Raw genomic sequence first — 23952 nt, 5'->3', positions numbered from 1 at the left:
GCGTGGCGACAGGTTTCGCGCCGCCGCGGCGGGCGGCGCGCGGCGTCACGGCTGGGCCGCGGCCTGGCCCGCCAGATAGCGCTGGCGCAGCTGATCCGCGATTTCCTGCACCGCCTTGGCGTACAGCGTGCTGCGGTTGTAGCGGGTGATCACGAAGAAGTTGTTGAGGCCCAGCCAGTATTCGGTGACGCCGGGCGCCGTTTCCAGAGGCACCAGCACCGCCGGCACGTCGTCGGCCACCGGCGACTGCGGCGTCACGCCCATTTTCTTCAGCTCGCCCACGGTGTAGTGCAGATTGAATTTGTCGGCGATCAGCTGATCGATCTGCGGCCCCGGCTGCACGCTGGCCGGCAGGATCACGTCGTCGCCGTGGCGCCAGCCGTGGCGCTGGAAGTAATTGGCCACGCTGCCGATCGCGTCGTCCGGATCGCTCCAGATGTCGCGGTGGCCGCTGCCGTCGAAATCCACCGCCCATTTGCGGAAGCTGGACGGCATGAACTGCGGCCAGCCCATCGCGCCGGCGTAGGAGCCCTTCAGCGTCAGCGGGTCCTTGCCCTCCTCCTTGGCCAGCAGCAGGAACTCGGTCAGCTCCTTGCGGAAGAATTCCGCGCGGCGCGGGTAATCAAAGCCTATGGTGGACAAGGCGTCCACCAGGCGGAACGATCCGGTGTTGCGGCCGTAATGGGACTCCACGCCCAGGATGGCGACGATGAGCTCGGGCGCCACGCCGTATTGCTGCTCGGCCCGCGTCAGCGCGGCCGCGTTGGCGCGCCAGAACGCCACGCCGTCGGCAATGGTCTTTTCCCCCACCGTGGAATTGCGGAACTGATACCAGGGGCGCGAGGTGGACGGCTTGTCCAGAATCTTGATGATGTTGGGCTTGAGTTCGACATTGGCGAACACCGCCTCCAGCTCCGGGCGGTTGAACTGGCCGCCGGCCACTTGCTCGTCGATGTAGCGCTGCACGTCCGGACGCGCCAGAAAGGCCGCGTCGGCCTGCGCCAGCTGGAAGGAGAACAGAGCCGCCAACGGGGCCAGTTTAAGCAAAGATTTCATGGGCTGGTTTCTGAATAAGCGTTTTTGACTTAGCCGCGCTCCTCGAAGAACGCGGCGCGAAAACTATAGCCGCAGACCTCGCGTCAAGCCTTGCGGCGGCCAAAACCGGCGCACGGCCGGCGCACGGGCGCTAGGCCCGGAACGACAAGGCGCTGGACACCAGGCGCGCGGTAATGTCGACGATAGGGATCACCCGCTCGTAAGCCATCCGGGTGGGACCGACCACGCCCAGCGCGCCGACCACCTGGCCGTTGATCCGGTAAGGCGCGGTCACCACCGAGCATTCGTCCAGCGTCATCACGCCAGACTCCTCGCCGATGAAAATGTTCACGCCTTGCGCTTCCCGCCCCTGGTTCAGCAGCTTTAGCAGCTCGGTCTTGCGTTCGAACACGCTGAACAACTGACGCAGCCGCGACAAGTCCTCGGACAGGTCGCTCACCTCCAGCAGCCGGCTGCCGCCGGCCACCACCACCGCGGCGCTGCTGGCCGCCATCGAGCTCTGCCCCAGGCGGATCGCCGCCGACATCAGTTCGGCGATGTCGCCCTGCAGCTGGCGCAACTCGTCCGCCACCCGGCTGGCGATGCGATCCAGCCCCTGGCCGGCGTAATGCTGGTTGATGAAATTGCCGGCCTCTATCAATTCCGACGGCGTGTAATCGCGTTCGGTGGTCAGCAGATGGTTCTGCACGTCCCCGTCCAACGTCACCAAGATCATCAGCACCCGCCGCTCGGACAGGCGCAGGAATTCGATCTGGCGAAAAGCGATGTCGGAGCGCTGCGGCGTGACGATCACGCCGGCGAAATGCGTCAGCTCGGACAGCAAGGAGGACGCGGACTGGGCGATGCGCTGCGGGCTGTCCGGCTGCAGATTCAGCTCCAGCTCGTGCAGCGCCGCCTCTTCCAAAGGCCGGATGGTGAGCAGACGATCGACGAACATGCGGTAGCCGCGCGCGGTGGGCACCCGGCCGGCCGAGGTGTGCGGCGCCGCGATCAGCCCCATCGCCTCCAGCTCCGCCAGCACATTGCGGATGGACGCGGACGACAGCTCGACGCCGGGCAGCATGGACAGGGTTTTGGACCCCACCGGCTGGCCGTCGACGATGTAGCGTTCGATCAGGACCTTGAGCAGGTGTTGCGCGCGTTCGTTCATCATGATGGCTTCATTGTACACAGGGTGGACACTTGTAAAAGTGGTCGCAATCACAACTTTTTCAAGCGAGATCGCGGTTTCCCGTCCCGAAGGACGGTATCGCCGGCAAGCGGCTCTGCCGTTGGCCAAGGCTTTATGAGATAATCGACGGCATCTTTTCGGCTATCGGCGCGGCAAGCGCGAGCGCGACGGGGCAAGCCCGCCGGCGCCGCGCAAACCCCTGTCCGGCATCGGGTTTTCCCCGCCGCCATGGACACGGCCCGCCGCTGGCCGAGCATTCATTTTGTTTAGCGCCCCCCACACTGGAGACAGCATGGCATCCGAAGACAAGAGCAAAGCGTTGGCCGCGGCCCTTGCCCAAATTGAAAAACAGTTTGGCAAGGGTTCGATCATGCGCATGAGCGACAACCAGATCAACGAAAACCTGCAAGTGGTCTCCACCGGCTCGCTGAGTCTGGACCTGGCGCTGGGCGTCGGCGGCCTGCCGCGCGGCCGCGTGGTGGAAATCTACGGCCCGGAGTCGTCCGGTAAAACCACCCTGTGTCTGCAAGCGGTGGCCGAGATGCAAAAATTGGGCGGCACCTGCGCCTACATCGACGCGGAAAACGCGCTGGACCCGCAATATGCGCAAAAGCTGGGCGTCAAGGTCGACGACCTGCTGATCTCGCAGCCGGACACCGGCGAGCAGGCGCTGGAAATCTGCGACATGCTGGTGCGCTCCAGCGGCGTCGATCTGATCGTGATCGACTCCGTCGCCGCCTTGGTGCCCAAGGCTGAAATCGAAGGCGAGATGGGCGACAGCCACGTGGGCCTGCAAGCCCGCCTGATGAGCCAGGCGCTGCGCAAGCTGACCGGCAACATCAAACGCACCAACACCCTGGTGATCTTCATCAACCAGATCCGCATGAAGATCGGCGTGATGTTCGGCAACCCGGAAACCACCACCGGCGGCAACGCGCTGAAATTCTACGCCTCCGTGCGCCTGGACATCCGCCGCACCGGCGGCATCAAGAAGGGCGAGGAAGTGATCGGCAACGACACCCGCGTCAAAGTGGTGAAGAACAAGGTGTCGCCGCCGTTCCGCCAGGCCGATTTCGAAATCCTGTACGGCGAGGGCATCTCCCGTCAGGGCGAGATCATCGAACTGGGCGTCAAGCACGGCTTCATCGACAAATCCGGCGCCTGGTACGCCTACAACGGCCAGAAGATCGGCCAGGGCAAGGACAACACCCGCGAATGGCTGAAGTCCAACCCGGAAATCGCCGCTGAAGTGGAACGCAAGATCCGCGACGCGGTGGGCATCAAAGTGGAAATCACCGAAGGCCAGCCGGACGAAGAGTTCGCCGACGACGCGCTCGACGCCTGATTCCCTGAATGGAAAAAAGCCTGAGGGCGCGAGCCGTCGATCTCCTGTCCCGCCGCGAATACACGCGGCGGGAACTGGAGCGGCGGCTCGCTCCGTTTGCGGAGAGCCCGGAACAATTGACGGCCTTGCTGGATGATCTGGCCGAACACAGCTGGCAGTCCGATCAGCGTTTCGCCCAGCAGTTCGCCGACAGCAAGGGCCAGCGCTACGGCAGCCGCCGCCTGCAACAGGAAATGCGTCAACGCGGCGTGGACGCCGAACTGATCCGCGACGCCTTGCAAGGCCGCGACGACCTTGCCGCCGCCCAGGCGCAATGGCGGAAGAAGTTCGGCCAGCTGCCGGACACGCCGCAGGAGCGCGCGCGCCAGATCCGCTTCCTGGCCGGACGCGGCTTCCCGATGTCCGTGATCGGGAAGGTGCTCAGCGGCGCCGCCGACGACGACTTTCCCGCCGACGAGGACTGAGCATGCAAACGCGCGGCATCGCCACCCATATCGACATAGACGCCGCGCCGTCCGCGGTCTGGCGCGTGCTGTGCGACTGGGCAGCCTACCCGGAGTGGAACCCCTTCATCGTCGGCCTGCACGGCCGCCAGCAGATAGGGTCTCGCCTGGTGGTCAGCGTCCATCCGCCCGGCCGGCCGCGGCTGACCTTCCGCCCGCGGCTGGAAGTCTTGCAAACGGCGGAGGAGCTGGTCTGGCTGGGGCGCGCGCTGCTGCCCGGCCTGCTGGACGGCCGCCACAGTTTTCGCCTGGAAGCGCTGGAAAACGGCGGCACCCGCCTGCATCACGGCGAAACTTTCAGCGGCCTCTTGCTGCCGCTGTTCGGCCAGACGCTGCTGGCCGACACGCGCAAGGGTTTCGAATTGATGAACCAGGCGCTCAAGCGCCGCGCCGAAACCCTTGCCAGCGCCGGCGCGGCTTGACACAATCAGCTGTCCGCGCCGCTCTGGGTTCAAGCCCCCAAAGCGGCCCAGAATTCGCAATCTTACGAAATCAAACATGAAAACCTCTGAAATTCGCCAGAAATTCCTGGATTTCTTTGCCGGCAAAAACCATCAGGTAGTGCCCTCCAGCAGCCTGATCCCCGGCAACGACCCCACGCTGATGTTCACCGTCGCCGGCATGGTGCAGTTCAAGGACGTGTTCCTGGGCTTTGAAAAACGCGATTACAGCCGCGCCACCACCAGCCAGAAATGTCTGCGCGCCGGCGGCAAGCACAACGACCTGGAAAACGTCGGCTACACCGCGCGCCACCACACCTTCTTCGAAATGCTGGGCAACTTCAGCTTCGGCGATTACTTCAAGCAGGACGCCATCACCTTCGCCTGGGAATTCCTGACCGGCGAGCAATGGCTGAACCTGCCCGAGGACAAGCTGCTGGTCACCGTCTACGCCTCCGACGACGAAGCCTACGACATCTGGCACAAGAGCGTGGGCCTGCCGGCCGACAAGATCATCCGCATCGGCGACAACAAGGGCGCGCCGTACGCCTCCGACAACTTCTGGACCATGGGCGACACCGGCCCCTGCGGCCCCTGCACCGAGATCTTCTACGACCACGGCCCGAGCGTGGCCGGCGGCCCTCCGGGCAGCCCGGACGAAGACGGCGACCGCTTCATGGAAATCTGGAACAACGTGTTCATGCAGTTCAACCGCGACGAGTCCGGCACCCTGCATCCGCTGCCCAAGCCGTCGGTCGACACCGGCATGGGTCTGGAACGCCTGTCCACCGTGCTGCAACACGTCAAGTCCAACTACGAGACCGACGCGCTGGCCTGCCTGGTGCGCGCCGCCGCGCGCGAAACCGGCATGGCCTACAGCCAGGACGTGCCGTCGCTCAAAGTGATCGCCGACCACATCCGCGCCTGTTGCTTCATGGTCGCCGACGGCATCTTGCCGTCCAACGAAGGCCGCGGCTACGTGCTGCGCCGCATCGCCCGCCGCGCCATCCGCCACGGCTACAAGCTGGGCCAGAAAGGCCTGTTCTTCCACAAGATCGTCGCCGACCTGGTGGCCGAGATGGGCGACGCCTATCCGGAACTGCGCGAGAAGCAGGCGCATATCGAAGACGCGCTGCGCGCCGAGGAGATCAAGTTCGCCGAGACGCTGGAAATCGGCATGGGCCTGGTGGACTCCGCGCTGGAAGGCGGCAAGACCAAGCTTGACGGCGACACCATCTTCAAGCTCTACGACACCTTCGGCTTCCCGGTGGACCTGACCGCCGACATCTGCCGCGAACGCGACATCCACGCCGATCTGGAAGGCTTCGAGCGCGCGATGGAAGCGCAGCGCGAGCGCGGCCGCGCCGGCTCCAGCTTCAAGATGACCGGCAAGGTCAGCTACAGCGGCGCCGACACCTGCTTCCACGGCTATGATTCCGCCAGCACCGACGCCAAGGTCCTGGCGCTGTTCAAGGGCACCGAGGCCGTCGCCGCGCTGGAAGCCGGCGAAGAAGGCATCGTGGTGCTGGACGACACCCCCTTCTACGCCGAAGGCGGCGGCCAGGTCGGCGACGTGGGCGAGATTTCGCTGCAAGGCGGCATCGGCGCGCTGTTCGACGTCAACGACACCCAGAAGATCCAGGCCGCGGTGTTCGGCCACAAAGGCAAGCTGGCCCGCGGCCGCCTGGCCGTCGGCGACAGCGTGACCGCCACCATCGATCTGCACGCGCGCGCCGCCAGCGCCCGCAACCACTCCGCCACCCACCTCTTGCACGCGGCGCTGCGCCACGTGCTGGGCGACCATGTCGCGCAGAAGGGCTCGCTGGTGAATCCGGAGCGCACCCGCTTCGACTTCGCCCACGGCGAACCGGTCAGCGCAGAACAGATCGCCGAGCTGGAGCGCGTGGTCAACCGCGTGATCAGCCACAACTTGCCGGTCAAGGCCGAAGTGATGAGCATGGAAGCCGCGCAGAAATCCGGCGCGATGATGCTGTTCGGCGAAAAATACGGCGATGAAGTGCGCGTGCTAACCATGGGCGACTTCTCCGCCGAACTGTGCGGCGGCACCCATGTGCAGCGCACCGGCGACATCGGCCTGTTCAAGATCGTGGCGGAAAGCGGCGTCGCCGCCGGCGTGCGCCGCGTCGAAGCCGTCACCGGCGAAGGCGCCATCGCCCACATCCAGGCTCAGGACGCCCTGCTCAAAGAAGCGGCCGGCGCGCTGAAAGCGCAGACGCTGGACGAAGTGGCCGCCAAGATCGGCAGCTTGCAGGACAACGTCAAGACCCTGGAAAAAGAGCTGGCCAAACTCAAGGGCCAACTGGCCGCCTCCGCCGGCGACAGCCTGGCCGACGGCGCGGCCGACGTCAACGGCGTCAAGGTGCTGGCGGTGGAACTGCCGGGCGCGGACAACAACGCGCTGCGCGAAACCCTGGACAAGCTGAAGGACAAGCTGGGCTCCGCCGCCATCGTGCTGGCCGCCAAGGGCGACGGCAAGGTGGCGCTGGTGGCCGGCGTCACCGCCGACCTCACCTCCAAGCTCAAGGCGGGCGAACTGGTCAACTTCGTCGCCCAGCAAGTGGGCGGCAAGGGCGGCGGCCGTCCGGACATGGCCCAGGCCGGCGGCACCCAGCCGGAAAACCTGGCGGCGGCCTTGGCCGGCGTGCAGGCCTGGGTGGCGGCTAAGCTGTAAGAACGTGTTTGCGATCTCGCGGGCTAAGGCAAGACAAGGCGAAAACGTTTTCAACGCCGTATCGCCGACGCGCAGCAGATCGGAAACAGGTTCTAAGCCTCCCAACTCTCGTCAACAGACCGCGCCTGCTGCGCGGTCTTTTTTTGTCTTCCACGCCGTCGGCCTTGGCTGCCGCCGCTTTCTTGCTCCAGGTCAAGGGCATCAGGATTACGAAATACTAATATTGAGAGGCTTAATGATGGCTTCTCCTTTTGTTGTTTGCATTTCAGCCCTGCTCGCCTCTCCGATCAGGGCGTTTTTTTTGCGCGCGGCCATGAAAAAAGGCGGCCTGAGCCGCCCTGTCCCGTCATGCCGCGCCGCGGCTCACAACACCAGCTTGCCGCCTATCACCGCCAGCATCACCGCCAGCGCCGGCCGCAACCAGCCCTCCGCCAGCCGCCGCGTCAGCTTGCTGCCCAGCCAGATGCCGGGCAGGGAGCCCGCCAGCAGATTGAGCAAGAGCGTAAAATCCACATTGCCGAGCCCGGCGTGTCCCAGACCGGCCACCAGGGTCAAGGGCACCGCGTGGGCGATTTCGGTGCCCACCAGCCGCGAAGTCGGCAAGGCCGGATACAGCAGGAACAAGGCCAGGGTGCCCAGGGCCCCGGCGCCGATGGAACTGAGCGTCACCAAAACGCCCAACACCACGCCGGTGGCCACGGTCAAGCCTATCCGCGGCTCGAACGACGGGCTGGCCGCGCCGGCGCGGCCCAGCCAGCGCAAGAGCAAGGGTTTGCCCAGGATGGCCGCGGCGGTCAGCAGCAAGGCGACGCCCAGCACCAGCTTGAACAGGGTGTCCAACATTTTTTCCGGCAGATGCAGATAGGACAGACCGGCCAGCACCAGCAGGGCCGCCGGCACGCTGCCGGCGGTCAGCCAGCCGGCGATGCGCCAATCGACATGGCCTTGGCGATGATGCACCGTCACTCCGCCCATCTTGGTCAAGGCCGCGTATAAGAGATCCGTGCCCACCGCGGTGGCCGGAGAGATGCCGAACCACAGCAAGATGGGCGTCATCAGCGAACCGCCGCCCACGCCGGTCAGACCAACGATGAAGCCCACCGCCAAACCCGCGATCGCATACCCCCACTCCATAAAACCGCTCCTTGGCCGCGCCATTCGATAGCGGCATGCTACGCCAGTTTCATATAACGATTTATACCGTTTCGAAACAACATTATTCGAAAAGTTATTTACCTCAAAGACTTGCCCCGGACGCCCGCTCCATCATGCTGCGGTAACATCGCGCCGGTAGCGTGGGCGGAGTCCGCTGGAATGCCCAAGTCCGATTTGCTCCTAATCACAAGCAAACAGGGCTTTACAAATCGCGAAAATAGCGTCAATGTCAAAGGGTCAGGGTTTGCCCTGGCCTCACACAAGTACGTGACCGAGAGGTGCAAGGATGATGACTTCCCGTATTCCTCTGAGTGTTCGCAGAAAGCAGGCTAGAGACCAGCACGAGAGTTTTCTCTATGCGGTCGCCAAGCCTCAGTTGAGTGATGCTGAGAGGTCGCGCCAGCAGAAAGTGCGCCAGCGCGCGCACGATCGGGACGATGCCCGATTCCTGGCCGACCGCTGCGACGACCTGTTCTGAACACCTTGCCCACTGGCGGCTTGCCGCCTGTTGACGGTTAGCGGCCCAGCCATACGCCACGCCGCAACCTCCCTGCCTTGAAGCGGACAGCGCGCTTGCCGCCTGTGCCGAGCCGCCCGTTTCGTTTCCCGCCGCCGCGCCCGCGTCCAGCGACGCCGGCCGTTCGCCCGTTGTCCCCTGCGTCTCCGCCTCCGCGCGCATAAAGAAAATTCCTTTTCCCGCCGAAATCCGTCCGAATTTGCGCCAAACGGCGATTTCCCATCGATTTTTACGCGATTTTTATCTCTATCCAACGGCTTTTATCGGGTTTTTGACGCCGGCTTCAGTACCTTTCCATTACTGATTCAAATGGAGATTTTCATGATGGATGTCGTCTATCTGGGACTCGTCCTGTTGTTCGGCGCGCTGGCCTGCGGCTTCGTCGCCGGCTGCCGGAAACTGGGAGAAAAGGAATGAGCGTCTGGTATCTGCTCAGCGCGCTGATCGCGCTGGGCCTGCTTGGCTATCTGATCTACGCACTGCTTAAGCCGGAGAATTTTTAATCATGTTCGCCAATTTCATCGGCTCGGCCGCACCCTTGCAGCTGGGCTTGTTCCTGCTGGTGCTGCTGGCGCTGGCCTGGCCGCTGGGCGCCTATATCGCCCGCGTGATGCAGGGCGACAATGTCGGCCCCCTGCGCCTGTTCGCGCCGCTGGAGCGCGGCTTTTACCGGCTGGCCGGCGTCAAGCCGGACGAAGACATGGGCTGGCGCGGCTACGCCGTCGCCTTGCTGTTGTTCAATGTGCTGGGCGCGCTGGCCTTGTATCTGCTGCAACGCTTGCAGGGCTGGCTGCCGTTCAACCCGCAAGGCATGGGCGCGGTGGCGCCGGATTCCGCGTTCAACACCGCGATCTCCTTTGTCACCAACACCAACTGGCAAGGCTATGGCGGCGAATCCACCATGGGCTATCTGGTGCAGATGCTGGGCCTGACGGTGCAGAACTTCCTGTCCGCCGCCACCGGCGCGGCGGTGGTGCTGGCCCTGGTGCGCGGCTTTGTCCGTCACGGCTCGGCCAAGATCGGCAACTTCTGGGTGGACGTCACCCGCTTCACTCTCTACGTATTGCTGCCGCTGTCCTTCGTGTTCGCGCTGGCCTTCAGCCAGCAAGGCATGATCCAGAACCTGTCCGCCTATAAAAACGCGCAGACGGTGGAAACCACCCATTATCAGCAGGCCAAGACCGATGCTCAGGGCAACGCGGTCCTGGGCGCCGACGGCAAGCCGGTGATGGCGGACGCCAGCACCCAGCAGCAAACGCTGCCCATGGGGCCGGTGGCCTCGCAAGAAGCGATCAAGCTGCTGGGCACCAACGGCGGCGGCTTCTTCAACGCCAACTCGGCGCACCCGTTTGAAAACCCCACCCCGCTGAGCAACTTCCTGCAAAGCCTGGCCATCTTCCTGATCCCGGCGGCGCTGTGCTTCGTGTTCGGCCGCATGGTGGGCGACCAGCGCCAGGGCTGGGCCATCATCGCCGCGATGACGGTGATGTTCGTCTGCGCGGTCGTAACGGCCACCGGCGCGGAACAGGCCGGCGTGCCGCAGCTGAGCGCAATGGGCGTGGATCAGCAGGCCAGCCATTTGCAGGCCGGCGGCAATATGGAAGGCAAGGAAACCCGCTTCGGCGTCATCGACACCTCGCTGTTCATCGCGGTGACCACCTCCGCCTCCTGCGGCGCAGTCAACGCCATGCACGATTCGCTGACCCCGATCGGCGGCCTGGTGCCCACCTTCCTGATGCAATTGGGCGAGGTGGTGTTCGGCGGCGTCGGCTCCGGCCTGTACGGCATGCTGATCTTCGCCATCCTGGCGGTGTTCATCTCCGGCCTGATGGTGGGCCGCACCCCGGAATACCTGGGCAAGAAGATAGAAATCCATGAGATGAAGATGACGGCGATCACCATTCTGGTCACCCCGGTTCTGGTGCTGACGCTGACCGCCATCGCGGTGCTGGCCGCCTCCGGCAAGGCCGGCGTCCTCAACCCCGGCGCCCACGGCTTCAGCGAGGTGTTGTACGCCTTTACCTCGGCCGCCAACAACAACGGCAGCGCCTTCGCCGGCCTGTCCGCCAACACGCCCTTCTACAACGTCGCCACCGCGGTGGCCATGTTCTTCGGCCGCTTCTTCATGATCGTGCCCATCCTGGCCATCGCCGGTTCCTTGGCCGCCAAGAAGCGGCTGGCCGTCACCGGCGGCACCCTGCCCACCCATGGCCCGCTGTTCGTGGTGCTGCTGATAGGCACCGTCTTGCTGGTGGGCGCGCTCAACTATGTTCCCGCGCTGGCGCTGGGCCCGGTCGTCGAGCAATTGCAGATGATCAGCGGTCGCTGAACCTTGCGGGAGGACTCATAAAATGAACGATATCAATCATTCCAAACTGCCGGCCGCCCAGCCCGTTCAAGCGGGCCACAGGAGCGCGGCCAAATCCATGCTGGACCCCAGCCTGGTGAAACCGGCCATCGTCGACTCCTTCAAGAAGCTGTCGCCGCGCGCCCAGTGGCGCAACCCGGTGATGTTCGTCGTCTACATCGGCAGCATCCTGACCAGCGCGCTGTGGGTTCAGTCCCTGGCCGGCCAGGGCGAGGCGCCGTCCGGCTTCATCCTGGCGGTGGCGCTGTGGCTGTGGTTCACCGTCTTGTTCGCCAACTTCGCCGAAGCGCTGGCCGAGGGCCGCAGCAAGGCCCAGGCGGCCAGCTTGCGCTCGGCCAAGAAAAACGTGGTGGCCAAGAAGCTGTCCGGCCCCAGCCACGACGCCGGCAAGACCGTGATCGACGGCAGCAGCCTGCGCAAGGGAGACTATGTGCTGGTGGAAGCCGGCGACGTGATCCCGGTGGACGGCGAGGTGATCGAAGGCGTGGCCTCGGTGGACGAGTCCGCGATCACCGGCGAATCCGCGCCGGTGATCCGCGAGGCCGGCGGCGATTTCTCCTCGGTCACCGGCGGCACCCGCGTGCTGTCCGACTGGATCGTGGTGCGGATTTCCGTCAACCCGGGCGAAACCTTCCTCGACCGCATGATCGCCATGGTGGAAGGCGCCAAGCGCCAGAAAACGCCGAACGAGATCGCGCTGACCATCCTGCTGGTGGCGCTGACCATCGTCTTCCTGGTGGTCACCGTCACCCTGCTGCCCTTCTCGCTGTTCAGCGTGGAAGCGGCCAAGGCCGGCTCGCCCATCGGCATCACCACCCTGGTGGCCTTGCTGGTATGCCTGATCCCCACCACCATCGGCGGCCTCTTGTCCGCCATCGGCGTGGCCGGCATGAGCCGGATGATGGGCGCCAACGTGATCGCCACCTCCGGCCGCGCGGTGGAAGCCGCCGGCGACGTGGACGTGCTGCTCTTGGACAAGACCGGCACCATCACCCTGGGCAATCGCCAGGCCTCGGCCTTCATTCCGGCGCCCGGCGTCAGCGAACAGGCTTTGGCCGACGCCGCCCAGCTGGCCTCGCTGGCCGACGAAACCCCGGAAGGCCGCAGCATCGTGGTGCTGGCCAAGAAGCAGTTCAATCTGCGCCAGCGCGAGCTGGCCAGCCATGAAGCCGCGTTCATCCCCTTCACCGCGCAAACCCGGATGAGCGGCATAGACTACGACGGCCGCCGGATCCGCAAGGGCGCCATCGACGCCATCCGCCGCCACATCGCCGAACTGGGCGGCCAGTTCCCGGACGCGCTGGCGAAAAGCGCCGATGAAGTGGCCCGCCGCGGCTCCACCCCGCTCTTGGTGGCGGAAGGCAATCGCGCCTTGGGCGTGATCGAACTGAAGGACATCGTCAAGGGCGGCATCAAGGAGCGTTTCGCCGAGCTGCGCCAGATGGGCATCAAGACGGTGATGATCACCGGCGACAACCCGCTGACCGCCGCCGCCATCGCCGCCGAGGCCGGCGTGGACGACTACCTGGCCGAAGCCACGCCGGAAGCCAAGCTCAAGCTGATCCGCAGCCATCAGGCCGAGGGCAAGCTGGTGGCGATGACCGGCGACGGCACCAACGACGCGCCGGCGCTGGCCCAGGCCGACGTGGCGGTGGCGATGAACACCGGCACCCAGGCGGCCAAGGAAGCCGGCAATATGGTGGACTTGGATTCCAATCCCACCAAGCTGATCGAGATCGTGGAAATCGGCAAGCAGATGCTGATGACGCGCGGCTCCTTGACCACCTTCTCCATCGCCAACGACGTGGCCAAATACTTCGCCATCATTCCGGCCGCCTTCGCCAGCACCTATCCGCAATTGAACGCGCTGAACGTGATGGGCCTGAACAGCCCGGCCTCGGCCATCATGTCGGCGGTGATCTTCAACGCCGTCATCATCGTGTTCCTGATCCCGCTGGCGCTGAAGGGGGTCAAGTATCAAGCCAAGAGCGCGGCGGAGCTGCTGCGCGGCAACCTGCTGATCTACGGCCTGGGCGGCCTGCTGGTGCCCTTCGCCGGCATCAAGCTGATCGACATGCTGCTGGGCGCGCTGAGCCTGGCATAAGCACTGAAAGGACAAAGCAAATGAAACTGTTACGCCCGCTGCTGGTGGTGTTCGGCGGCCTGACCCTGATCACCGGCCTCGCCTACCCCTTGCTCACCACCGGGGCCGCCCAGGCGCTGTTCCCTTTCCAGGCCAACGGCAGCCTGATCGAACGCGACGGCAAGATCGTCGGCTCGCGGCTGATAGGCCAGAACTTCACCGGCCCGCAATATTTCTGGGGCCGCCCGTCCGCCACCAGCCCAATGCCGTACAATGCCGGCGGGTCCGGCGGCTCCAACCTGGGCCCCACCAACCCGGCGCAGCTGGACGCGGTGAAGGCCAATGTGGAACGCATCCGCGCCGCCCATCCGGGGCAGACCGGCCCGGTGCCGGTGGACCTGGTCACCGCCTCGGCCAGCGGCCTGGACCCTGAAATTTCCGCCGCCGCGGCTTTCTACCAGTTGGAGCGCGTCGCCGCCGCCCGCAAGATGGAGCCGGCCGCGCTGCGCAAGCTGGTGGAGAGCCGGGTGATAGGCGAAACCTTCGGCCTGCTTGGCGAGCCGCGCGTCAATGTGCTGGAATTGAACCTGGCGCTGGACCAGCGGCGCGGCTGATAAGAACGAGCTGCGGAATCCCCGGTTTCCGCGGCTAAAAAACAGGACAAGCCATGCCCGACATCCGTCCCGATCCGGACGCGCTGCTGGATGAACTGAAACGCGAAGAACTGGACGCCCAACGTGGCCGGCTGAAGATATTCTTCGGCGCCTGCGCCGGGGTCGGCAAGACCTACGCCATGCTGGCGGCGGCCCGCGCCCGGCGCCAGGAAGGCGTGCAAGTGCTGGTGGGCGTGGTGGAAACCCACGGCCGCAAGGAAACCCAGGCGCAACTGGCGGACCTGGAATTGCTGCCGCCGCGGCGGATCGCCTACAAGGGCCACGAACTGTCCGAGTTCGATCTGGACGCGGCGCTGGCGCGCCGGCCGCAGCTGATCCTGATGGACGAATTCGCCCACTCCAACGCGCCCGGCTCGCGCCACCCCAAGCGCTGGCAGGACGTGGAGGAGCTGCTGGCCGCCGGCATCGACGTCTACACCACCCTCAATGTCCAGCATCTGGAAAGCCTGAACGACGTGGTCGGACAGATCACCGGCATCGTGGTGCGCGAAACCCTGCCCGACCACGTGTTCGACCGCGCCGACGAAGTGGCGCTGGTGGACCTGCCGCCGGACGAGCTGCTGGGCCGGCTGGCCGCCGGCAAGGTCTATCTGCCGCAGCAGGCCGAGCGCGCGGTGAAGAACTTCTTCCGCAAGGGCAACCTGCTGGCCTTGCGCGAACTGGCGCTGCGCCGCACCGCCGACCGCGTGGACGCTCAGATGCGCGCCTACCGCGCCGACCAGTCCATCAACCCCGTCTGGCACGCGCGCGAGCGCTTGCTAGTGTGCGTCGGCGCCAGCGCCGGCATCGACAAGCTGATCCGCAGCGCCAAGCGTCTGGCCGCCAATCTGGACGCGGACTGGATCGCCGTCTACGTGGAAACGCCGCGCCAGCAAAAACTATCCGAGGAGCAACGCGCCCGCGTGCTCAAGGGCCTGAGGCTGGCGCAGGAATTGGGCGCGGAAACCACGGTGCTGGGCGGCAACGAACTGGCGCCCACGCTGCTGGCCTACGCCCGCAGCCGCAACGTCTCCAAGCTGGTGGTGGGCAAATCCGTCCGCGGCCGCTGGTCGCGGCTGTGGCGCCCTACCCTGGTCAACGAGCTGAGCCGCCGCTCCGGCGACATCGATCTCTACGTGGTGGCCCACGACTTGGAAGCGGAGGACGCCGGCGCCGCCAAGACCGGCGCCAGCCTGTTGTTTGAAGAGCAGGACAGCCCGCGCTCCCGCGCCGGCTACATCGCCGCCGCCGTCGCCTGCCTGCTGACCACGCTGCTGGCCGGCCTGCTGATTCCCCATGTGGCGCTGGCCAACGACATCATGATCTACCTGTTGGTGGTGGTGCTGGTGTCGGTGCGCTACGGCCGCGGCCCCGGCATGCTGGCCTCGCTGCTGTCGGTGGCGGCCTTCGACTTTTTCTTCGTGCCGCCGCAGATGTCCTTCGCCGTCACCGACACCCAGTACCTGATGACCTTCGTGGTGATGTTGCTGGTGGCCGCCATCATCAGCCAGCTCACCGCCCGGCTGCGCTTCGCCGCCAATATCTCCACCTATCGCGAACGCCGCACCCGCGCGCTGTACGATCTGGGCCGCGAACTGGCCGGCGCGCTGACCGCCGCCCAGATCGTGGACACCGCCGTCGGCCGGCTGGAGCCGCTGTTCGCCGCCAAGGTCAACCTGTTCCTGCCCAATAGCGGCGACGAACTGCGCCTGGCCGGCGAAGACCGCGGCCATGCCGACATCGGCGTCGCGCAATGGGTTTACGATCATCAGCAGCCGGCCGGCCTCGGCACCAACACCCTGCCCGCCAACGCCGCGCTCTACGTGCCGCTGCGCGCGCCGATGCGCAACCGCGGCGTGATCGCGCTGCTGCCGGAAGTCACCGATCAGGCCTTTCTGCCGGAACAGCAAAGACTGCTGGAAACCTGCGCCGCCCAGATCGCGCTGGCGCTGGAGCGCGTGCATTACGTGGAAGTGGCGCAGGACGCCATCGTGGCGATGGAATCCGAGCGGCTGCGCAACAGCGTGCTGTCCGTGGTGTCCCACGATCTGCGCACCCCGCTGACCACCATGGCCGGCCTGTCCGAGCGGCTGTGCTCGCCCAATGTGGACGACGATCAGCGCGCCGAGATCGCCGCCGCCATCCAGGACGAGGCGCTGCGCATGAACAAGCTGGTGACCAATCTGCTGGACATGGCGCGGCTGCAATCCGGCGTCAAGCTGAACAAGGAATGGCAGATGCTGGACGAGGTGGTGGGCAGCGCGCTGCGCGCCGCCGAACGCGGCCTGCGCGGCCGGGAACTTAAGCTGGAGCTGGACCCGGACCTGCCGGTGCTGGAATACGACGCCGTGCTGCTGGAGCGGGTGCTGGTCAACCTGCTGGAAAACGCCGGCAAATACACGCCGCCGGGCAGCCGCATCACGCTGGCGGCGCGGCGCGAAGGCGCGGAGGTGCTGGTGTCGGTCAGCGACGACGGCCCCGGCCTGCCGCCCAATATGGAACAGCGCGCCTTCGACAAATTCTCGCGCGGCGCGGCGGAGTCCAGCACCCCCGGCGTGGGGCTGGGCCTGGCGATCTGCCGCTCCATCGTGGAAATCCACGGCGGCCGCATCAGCGCGCGCAACCGCTCGCCGCACGGCGCGGAATTCCGCTTCAGCCTGCCGGCCGGTCAAGCGCCGGCGCTGCCGCCGGATGAGACGCCCTAACTCAAAAGAAAACCATGACCATGCAAGACGCACCGATCAGCATCGTCGTCATTGAAGACGAGAAACCGATACGCCGCTTTCTGAGCGCGGCGCTGGAAGAAGAAGGCCTGACCGTCCACGAGGCGGAAACCGGCAAGCAAGGCCTGATCGAAGTGGCCACCCGCAAGCCGGACCTGGTGATCCTGGACCTGGGCCTGCCGGACATGAACGGCCAGGACACCATCAAACAGCTGCGCGAATGGACCGACCTGCCCATCCTGGTCTTGTCCGCGCGCACCCAGGAAACCGAGAAGGTGGCCGCGCTGGACGCCGGCGCCGACGACTATCTGACCAAGCCCTTCGGCGTGGCCGAATGCCTGGCGCGCGTCCGCGTGCTGCTGCGCCGCCGCACCCACGGCAGCGCCGCCGCGCAACAGGTGTTCCAGTTCGGCGACATCAAGGTGGACCTGGTCAACCGGCAGGTGGCCAAGGCGCAAACGGCGGTGCATCTGACGCCGATAGAATATCGGCTGCTGTCCACCTTGATACGCAGCGCCGGCAAGGTGATCACCCATCGCGAGCTGCTGCTGGCGGTATGGGGGCCGTCGTTCTCGGAGCACAACCAGTATCTGCGCGTCTATATGGGCCATCTGCGGCAGAAGCTGGAAGACAATCCGGCGATGCCGCGCCACATCCTCACCGAGACCGGAGTCGGCTATCGGCTGGTGGAGGGCTGAGCGGACCGCCGCTTAGAAGCTGTTCATGGGGGCCAGGGCCGCGCGCAGCCGCTCACGCGCTGCGCCCCACCCCGTTCTCCACCGCGAACACCGCCGCCTGCACCCGGCTGCTGAGGCTGAGCTTCTTCAGGATGTTCTGCACATGGATCTTGACCGTGCTCTCGGCCAGATCCAGGCTGCGCGCGATTTCCTTATTGCTCTTGCCCTGGGCCAGAAAGCCGAGGATTTCGCGTTCGCGCGGGGTCAGCCGGTCCAGCTCCTGTTCCGCCGGCTCCACCGGCGGCGCCGCGCCGTGGCGGAACTGGGCCATCAGCTTGGCGGTCATCGAATCGCTCATCACCGATTCGCCGGCGGCGGCGCGCGCCACCGCCTGGGTCAGAAAGTCGGCGTCGATGTTTTTCAATAGATAGCCGCGCGCGCCGGCCTTCAAGGCCGCGGTCAGGTCGTCGGCCTCCTCGGACACCGTCAGCATCACCACCGCCCGTTTGGGCTGGTCCTGCAGCATCAGGGTCAGCGCCTCCACGCCGGAAATGCCCGGCATGTTCAGGTCCAGCAACACCACGTCCGGGTCCAGCTGCTTGGCGAGCTTGACGCCCTCGGCGCCGTCGGCCGCCTCGCCGACAACGTCGAAAGCCGCCTGGCGCGCCAGCAAGGCCTTGATTCCGCTGCGGAACAAGGTGTGATCGTCCACCAGCAAAATGCGTATGGTCTGTTCAGACATCATCGAGTCCGGGTCTTTCAAATTCAGATATAGACAGTATGAGAGCTGTCTAGCCGCCGCGCCAGTGGCTCAAGCGGCCATGCGCCGCGCGCGCGGCAGCAGCAGGCTGACCAGGGTGCCCGCCTCCGGAGTGGATTCGATGTCCAGTTGCAGGCCGGCGCGCTGCGCGCGCTCCTGCATGATGGACAGGCCGAAATGGCCGTCGCCCTTGTTGCGCACGGTATCCAGATCGAAACCGACGCCGTTGTCCAGCACGCTGAGCACGAAGACCTCGCCGTCGTCGCTGAGGCTGACCGTGACCTGGCTGGCCTCGGCGTGCTTGCGCACATTGGACAGCGCCTCCTGCAAGATGAACAGGATCTGCAATTGCTGTTCCGGCATCAGCGGCGCGCCGGCTCCGGTGGAGCGCAGCTCCACCCGCATCCCGGTCTGCTTGCGGAATTTGTCCAGCAGGCTGCTCACCGCCTGGCTCAGGCTTTCCGACAATTTGGAACGGAAGTTGTTGAGCAGCTCGCGCACATCGTCGTAGCTTTCCTTGACCCCGGCCTCGAACAAGGCCAGCGTGTCGTCCACCAGGCCCGGGTCGCCGCTGTCCAGCGCCTGGCGCATGATCTGGGTTTGCAGATTCAGGAAGGACAGGCCCTGGGCGATGCTGTCGTGCAGGCCCTGGGCCACCAGATTGCGCTCCTCCAGCACCGCCAGTTCGCGCTCCTTAGCCGCCAGCCTCAGGTTTTCTATCGCCACCGCCAGGTGCTGGCCCAGCATCTCCAGTTGCCGCACCTGCTGCGGCGGCAGGATGCGCGCCTGTCGGAAATGCAGATTGAAAATGCCCAAGGTGCGGTTTTGCGTCGCCACCGGGAAGGCGCTGACCACGCGGAAACCTTCGCGGCTGCACTGTTTGTCCGGCAGGCCGCGCATATTCTCCACCCGGCTCTCGGCCTTGGCGGCGGCCTCGCCGCACAGGCAGTCGCCCACTTTCAGGCAATGCTCTTCGCGCAGCAGCCCTTCCGGCAAGCCGTCGTCGGCCACCACGAACACCATGCCCTGGCCGTGATCGGTCAAGCGCACCGCGCCGCCGTCGGCGTCGAAGGCGCGCATCACCCGGGCGAGGAAGCCCTTGCACAGCGCTTCCAGCGGCTGGGATTGATTGCAGAAGGAGGTGATTTCGTACAACAGCGCCAATTCCTGGTTTTTCTGCTGCAGGCTGGCGGTCTTGCCGCGCACCCGCTCTTCCAGCGTGGCGTGGGATTCGGACAGACAGGCCGCCATCAGATTGAAGCCGGTGCTGACCTGGCCGAATTCGTCGTCGGTCTCCACCGGCACCCGCACGCTGTAATCGCCGGCCGCCAGCCGGCGTATGCCCTGGTGCAGCTTGTCCAGCGGCCGCAGCACGATCAACAGCATCAGATAAATCAGCGCGACGGTGCCCACCACCGCCATGCTGGCGAGCAAGAGCTGCAGCAGGCGCAGATAATCGGTGTTGCGCGCGTTGTAGGCCTCCATGCCGCTGACGAAGGTGTTGATGTCCGCCACGTAGAGCGCCACGCGCTCGGCGAAACGGGCGGCCTCCGCCGCGTTGTCGCCGGGCCGCGTCAGCGCGTCCTGCAACACCGGTTTCAGTTGCTCGCGCCACTGCGTTTCCACCTGGGTCAGCGCCTGCTGGATGTCCGCCTGACGCGGCACCAGCAGCGGGCGCGCCGGGTCGCCGCGGCGCAGCCGCTGCAAGATGGCTTCGTAATTGACCATGTCGCGGCGCAGCGCGTCGGCGCGCGCGCCGTCCTGGCCGCTAAGCTGCAAATCCAGCGCCAGCCGGGTGACGCGCATGCGCAGGCTGCCGGCGTCGTTGATCGCCGCCGCGCCGCCCTCCTGCTGCCAGGACAGCCACAGCGTGGCGCCGATGGAACCCAGCGCCACCAAGAGAAAAATCGCCAGCACGCCGACGATCTTGGCGCTGAGCCGCTGGCCCAGCGGGCCGCCCAGCACCGGGGACACGTTCAGCCGCATCGCCGTCGCCCTAGCCACCGGTCATCGACATGAAGCGCACCAGCTTTTTCGGCTTCTCGCTGAATTCATGTCGCTCCGGTTTCAGTTCTATCGCCGCGCGGATCGCCGCTTCCAGTTCGGCGTCGCTGACGCCGGCGCGCAGCAGAGGGCGCAGTTCGAAACTTTCTTCCTGGCCCAGACACATGTAGAGCGTGCCGTCCACGGACAGCCGTACCCGGTTACAGGTGGCGCAGAAATGTTGGGAAATGGGCGTGATCAGGCCCAGCGAGAAACCGCCGTCCCGGGTTTTCCAGTAGCGGGCCGGGCCGCCCCCCAGGGTGGCGGCCTGTTCGACCAGGTCGAATTCGGTTTGCAGCTGACGCAGCACCGGCTGCAAGTCCAGGTAACTGGCGGCGCGGCCGGTGTCGCCCATGGGCATGGCTTCGATCAGCCGCAGCACGAAGCCATGCTGGATACAGAAGGCGACCATGGCGCCGATGTCGGCGTCGTTGACGTCCTTCATCGCCACCATATTGATCTTGATCGGGGAAAAGCCGGCCTCCTTGGCCGCCATCAGCCCTTCCATCACCCGCGGCAGGCTGTCGCTGCCGGTGATGTCGTGCACGCAATCGCGGCGCAGCGAGTCCAGGCTGACGTTGACGCGGCTGACTCCGGCGGCGCGCAGCGCCTGGGCGTGGCGCGCCAACTGAGTGGCGTTGCTGGTCAGCGACAGGTCGTTGAGGCCGGGCAGCGCGGACAGGCGCGCCGCCAGCTCCGGCAGATTGCGGCGCAGCAGCGGTTCGCCGCCGGTCAGCCGCAGCCGCCGCGTGCCCAGGCGCGCGAAAGCCGCCACCACGCGTTCTATCTCGTCGAAGGTCAGCCAGTTGGCCGGCTCTTCGAAGCCTTTGAAGCCTTTGGGCAGGCAGTAATTGCAACGCAAGTCGCAACGGTCGGTCACGGACAGACGCAGGTATTCGATGGAGCGCCCGAAGCGGTCGGTAAGCATGAGTTCCTCCATGGCAGCCAATGATACCGCTTAGTCGCAACCAAGTGGCCCGGCTGTCGCCGCCAATCTGATATTTCCTGATTCCATTTTACTAGCTAGCCCAACAATTCGCAGTCCAACCAAAGCACGCCGGCCCCTAGTCACTTGTGACTAGGGGCCGGCCGGCGAAATGCGAGCGCAGGGTGAAGGGAACAGGCGCGTCCGGCGATCAGGAGCGCCCCCGTGGAAAATCGGCGCTCAGGCGTGTTTGAACTTGTCCACCAGACCCACCAGCTCGCTGGCCGAGGCGTTGAGGCGGTCGGACAAATCCGCCACCTCTTGCACCAGGCCGGAATTCTCCTCCGCCAGCGAAGCGATCACGCTGATATTGTTGGCCACCTCGCCGCTGGCCGCGGTCTGCTGCGCCATCGCCACCGCGGTGCCCTGGCTCTTGGCCGCGGCCTCGCTGGCTTCCTGGTGGATTTCATCCAGGTCGTGCACGGTCTGGCCCACCAGCTCCAGACCGGACTCCATGCGCTGACGCGCCTCCTGCATGTGGTGGGCGGCGGTCTGGGTCTCGCCGCGGATATCCTCGATCAGCGACGTGATGTCCAGCGTCTCCTTGCCGGTGCGCTCGGCCAGTTTGCGCACCTCGTCCGCCACCACGGCGAAGCCGCGGCCCATCTCGCCGGCGCGCGCGGCCTCGATCGCCGCGTTCAAGGCCAAGAGATTGGTCTGGTCGGCGATCTCGCGGATGGCGGTGATGATGGAGCGGATGTCTTCGGACTTCTGCTGCAAGGATTCTATCCGGCCGCCGGCGTCGTCCAGCACCGTCGAGGTCTGATTCATCGCCTGCGTGGTGCTGCGCATGCGTTCGCGGCCGTCGCTGACGCTGCTCTGCATCTGCTGCGCCACGTTCAGCGACAGCCGGGTGTTGGCGCTGACCGACTCGATGCCCGCGCTCATCTCCTCCACCGCCGCGGCGATGCCGGCCGCCGACTGGCTCTGGGTTTCCGAAGCCTTGGCGGCGCGATGGGAAATCGCCAGCATCGCGTGCGCCGCCTCCACCAGGCTGTGGGCGTTGTGATTGACTTGGTTCAGGGTGCGGGCGAAGGCCTCCACCAAGTGGTCGAAAGCCTTGCCCATGCGCGCGATTTCATCGTGACCGCGGATGTCGGCGCGCGGCCTCAGGTCGAAATCCCGGCTCATCGAGGTCATCAGCAGTTCCAGCCGCTGCACCGGCACATGGATGCCGCGATAGATGGCGAAACCCAGGCCGCCCAGGGCCAGAATCACCAGGGCGGAGCCGCCCAGCGTCACCCACAGGTCGACGCGGGCCTGGGACACCTTGGCCGCCACCAGGCCGGCCAGATCGGACAGCAGCTTGTCCTGCAGCGTTTTCAACGCGCCGATGCGCTGGGTCGCCGCCTGAAACCACGCCGCCGGCACCACGCCGGCCGGCTGGCCCAGGGCCTGGCCCAAGAGTTTATCGCGCAGCGCCTGCAAGGCCTTGGCCTCGTCGCCGCCTTCCACCGCGTCCATCTGGGCGCGCAGCGTATCGTCCGCCATCAGCCGCAGCTGTCCGGCGCAGGCGTCCTGCTTGGCCTTGAGGCCCACCGCCTGGGCAAAGCTTTTTTGATCGAACGCGCCGCCGTTGAGCACGCCGTTGACGTAGCCGCGCTCGCGGCCGGCGAACTCCTTCTCGCATTGCAGGCTGAGCAAGGCCGCGGTGCTGCGCAGCAGATCGCCGTCGCTATTGGCCTGCGCCAGCTTGGCGATCAGGCCGATCAGGGCGTCGATGCGGCCGGAATAGGCGGAGAAGGCCTCGGCCGCCGGCGTCGCGCGTTTTTCCACGCTGTCGCGCAGCTGGGACAGGCCGTCCAGTTGACTGCTCAGGGCGGACAGATCGCCGGCCAGGCTGCTGGCGGCGTGATTGACCGCCTCGTCGCGGAAGGCGGCCAGGTCCTTGTCGCTGACCGCGCGCGCCTGCTGCAAGGGCGGCGGCAAGCCGGCGGCCTGGCCGCTGAGGAAGCCGTTGCTCAGGCCGCGTTCGGTCTGCAAATCGTGGATCAACTGGCTGGAACGCGCCGCCACCTGGATCAGGCGATCCGAGCGTTGCAGTTCCGACAGGGTCTGGAAGCGATCGACGGCCAGCACCGAGGCCAGGCCGATCAGGGCGGCGGAAAAAGGCAGCAGCAGCAATAGCAGCTTGCTGGCGAGGGATAGCCTGGACAGCATGGCGGGCTCCGATCTCTATCGACTGTTTCTCTTGATTTTCCATGACAATGGAAACCAACACCCATCAATATAGATCAAGCCCGGTTCATGCTGAATACTGCAATGGGTTTAATGCCAATGGCCGGCTGGACAGCCGCGGCGGCTCAGCAACGGCCTTTCTTGGCCTGGCCCGGCGGGCAGAAATAGCCTTTGTCGCGGTGATGGCGATGGCGGTGCTTGCGATAGCGGCGGCCGTCGTCGTCGCGGCGTTCCGACGCCGCCGGCTTGCCGTAGTCGTGGCCGATGGCCGCGCCTGAAGCGCCGCCCACCGCGCCGCCGATGATGGCGCCGTTGCGGCCGCCCACCGCCTCGCCCACCGCCGCGCCGGCCGCGCCGCCCAGCGCGCCGCCGACGATGGTGGAGGTGTCCGCCAGGGCGGTGGAGGCCAAACCGGCCAGGCTCAGCGATAAGATGACAAGTGCGCGTTTCATGCGGCTAACTCCTGAATTTAAACGGATGAGGCAGCTTAACCGTTTGGTTGACAGCCGGCTGTTTCGAATTGTTAGGAATTGTTCTCTCTTGTTATCGCTTCACAACTTATCGAATTTATATGTAGCCGGATGGCATGAAAAACGGCGGAGC

General features: G+C 65.7%; 19 protein-coding genes. 11 read left to right on the top strand and 8 right to left on the bottom strand.

Annotated elements, in window-relative coordinates:
• Positions 1-45 precede the first annotated feature (45 nt).
• Together mltB and hrcA are read right to left on the bottom strand one after the other, a co-directional pair.
• Positions 46-1056: a lytic murein transglycosylase B gene (mltB, locus tag ACODRW_RS05130; protein WP_227107469.1), complete on the bottom strand. Its 1011-nt coding sequence runs from the start codon at positions 1054-1056 to the stop codon at positions 46-48.
• Positions 1057-1186: 130 nt separating this feature from the next.
• Complete coding sequence (gene hrcA, locus ACODRW_RS05125; RefSeq protein WP_107799013.1) at positions 1187-2209, bottom strand: heat-inducible transcriptional repressor HrcA; 1023 nt, start codon at positions 2207-2209, stop codon at positions 1187-1189.
• A 310-nt stretch (positions 2210-2519) separates the two neighbouring features.
• Here hrcA and recA point away from each other — a divergent pair, with 310 nt between their 5' ends.
• The 4 genes from recA to alaS all read left to right on the top strand — a co-directional run bounded on the left by recA (position 2520) and on the right by alaS (position 7207).
• Positions 2520-3572 carry a recombinase RecA gene (recA, locus tag ACODRW_RS05120; protein WP_043591738.1) on the top strand — a complete coding sequence of 351 codons (1053 nt, stop codon included), beginning with the start codon at positions 2520-2522 and terminating at the stop codon, positions 3570-3572.
• Between the two features lie 8 nt (positions 3573-3580).
• Positions 3581-4036, top strand: coding sequence for a recombination regulator RecX (gene recX, locus ACODRW_RS05115; RefSeq protein ID WP_235089538.1), 456 nt, complete (start codon positions 3581-3583; stop codon positions 4034-4036).
• A gap of 2 nt (positions 4037-4038) precedes the next feature.
• A complete protein-coding gene (locus ACODRW_RS05110; RefSeq protein ID WP_227107464.1) occupies positions 4039-4497 on the top strand; it encodes an SRPBCC domain-containing protein in 459 nt (152 codons plus the stop codon).
• Positions 4498-4573: 76 nt separating this feature from the next.
• Entirely contained in the window at positions 4574-7207 is a 2634-nt protein-coding gene (gene alaS / locus ACODRW_RS05105) for an alanine--tRNA ligase (protein WP_488905291.1), read from the top strand.
• A 363-nt stretch (positions 7208-7570) separates the two neighbouring features.
• On the opposite strand, the gene ACODRW_RS05100 is transcribed toward alaS, so the two are convergent.
• Positions 7571-8341: a sulfite exporter TauE/SafE family protein gene (locus tag ACODRW_RS05100; RefSeq protein WP_227107460.1), complete on the bottom strand. Its 771-nt coding sequence runs from the start codon at positions 8339-8341 to the stop codon at positions 7571-7573.
• A gap of 307 nt (positions 8342-8648) precedes the next feature.
• Between ACODRW_RS05100 and ACODRW_RS05095 the strand changes: the two genes are divergently transcribed.
• From ACODRW_RS05095 to kdpE, 7 genes are all read left to right on the top strand, one after another.
• A complete protein-coding gene (locus tag ACODRW_RS05095) occupies positions 8649-8840 on the top strand; it encodes a hypothetical protein (RefSeq protein ID WP_146176613.1) in 192 nt (63 codons plus the stop codon).
• A 452-nt stretch (positions 8841-9292) separates the two neighbouring features.
• On the top strand, positions 9293-9382 hold the full coding sequence (kdpF, locus tag ACODRW_RS05090; RefSeq protein WP_019103745.1) for a K(+)-transporting ATPase subunit F: 90 nt from the start codon (positions 9293-9295) through the stop codon (positions 9380-9382).
• A gap of 2 nt (positions 9383-9384) precedes the next feature.
• Complete coding sequence (gene kdpA / locus ACODRW_RS05085) at positions 9385-11208, top strand: potassium-transporting ATPase subunit KdpA (protein WP_253315318.1); 1824 nt, start codon at positions 9385-9387, stop codon at positions 11206-11208.
• Positions 11209-11230: 22 nt separating this feature from the next.
• Positions 11231-13351, top strand: coding sequence for a potassium-transporting ATPase subunit KdpB (gene kdpB / locus ACODRW_RS05080; protein ID WP_304502854.1), 2121 nt, complete (start codon positions 11231-11233; stop codon positions 13349-13351).
• 20 nt (positions 13352-13371) lie between these two features.
• Positions 13372-13944: a potassium-transporting ATPase subunit KdpC gene (gene kdpC, locus ACODRW_RS05075; RefSeq protein WP_253315319.1), complete on the top strand. Its 573-nt coding sequence runs from the start codon at positions 13372-13374 to the stop codon at positions 13942-13944.
• 53 nt (positions 13945-13997) lie between these two features.
• Positions 13998-16688: a sensor histidine kinase gene (locus ACODRW_RS05070; protein WP_107799006.1), complete on the top strand. Its 2691-nt coding sequence runs from the start codon at positions 13998-14000 to the stop codon at positions 16686-16688.
• Positions 16689-16702: 14 nt separating this feature from the next.
• Positions 16703-17404 carry a two-component system response regulator KdpE gene (kdpE, locus tag ACODRW_RS05065; RefSeq protein WP_488905290.1) on the top strand — a complete coding sequence of 234 codons (702 nt, stop codon included), beginning with the start codon at positions 16703-16705 and terminating at the stop codon, positions 17402-17404.
• A 52-nt stretch (positions 17405-17456) separates the two neighbouring features.
• On the opposite strand, the gene ACODRW_RS05060 is transcribed toward kdpE, so the two are convergent.
• From ACODRW_RS05060 to ACODRW_RS05040, 5 genes are all read right to left on the bottom strand, one after another.
• Positions 17457-18125 carry a response regulator gene (locus ACODRW_RS05060; RefSeq protein ID WP_488905289.1) on the bottom strand — a complete coding sequence of 223 codons (669 nt, stop codon included), beginning with the start codon at positions 18123-18125 and terminating at the stop codon, positions 17457-17459.
• A gap of 69 nt (positions 18126-18194) precedes the next feature.
• A complete protein-coding gene (locus ACODRW_RS05055; RefSeq protein ID WP_107799005.1) occupies positions 18195-20129 on the bottom strand; it encodes a type IV pili methyl-accepting chemotaxis transducer N-terminal domain-containing protein in 1935 nt (644 codons plus the stop codon).
• A gap of 10 nt (positions 20130-20139) precedes the next feature.
• Positions 20140-21114, bottom strand: coding sequence for a GTP 3',8-cyclase MoaA (gene moaA, locus ACODRW_RS05050; RefSeq protein WP_235089544.1), 975 nt, complete (start codon positions 21112-21114; stop codon positions 20140-20142).
• Between the two features lie 237 nt (positions 21115-21351).
• Positions 21352-23331, bottom strand: coding sequence for a methyl-accepting chemotaxis protein (locus ACODRW_RS05045; protein WP_488905288.1), 1980 nt, complete (start codon positions 23329-23331; stop codon positions 21352-21354).
• A gap of 143 nt (positions 23332-23474) precedes the next feature.
• Positions 23475-23801, bottom strand: coding sequence for a YMGG-like glycine zipper-containing protein (locus ACODRW_RS05040; RefSeq protein WP_107799002.1), 327 nt, complete (start codon positions 23799-23801; stop codon positions 23475-23477).
• Between the last annotated feature and the right edge of the window lie 151 nt (positions 23802-23952).

This window comes from Chromobacterium sp. FG89, from assembly GCF_057808735.1.
Note: the sequence above shows the minus strand (reverse complement) of the source record. Positions and strands in the feature narration are given on the sequence as shown.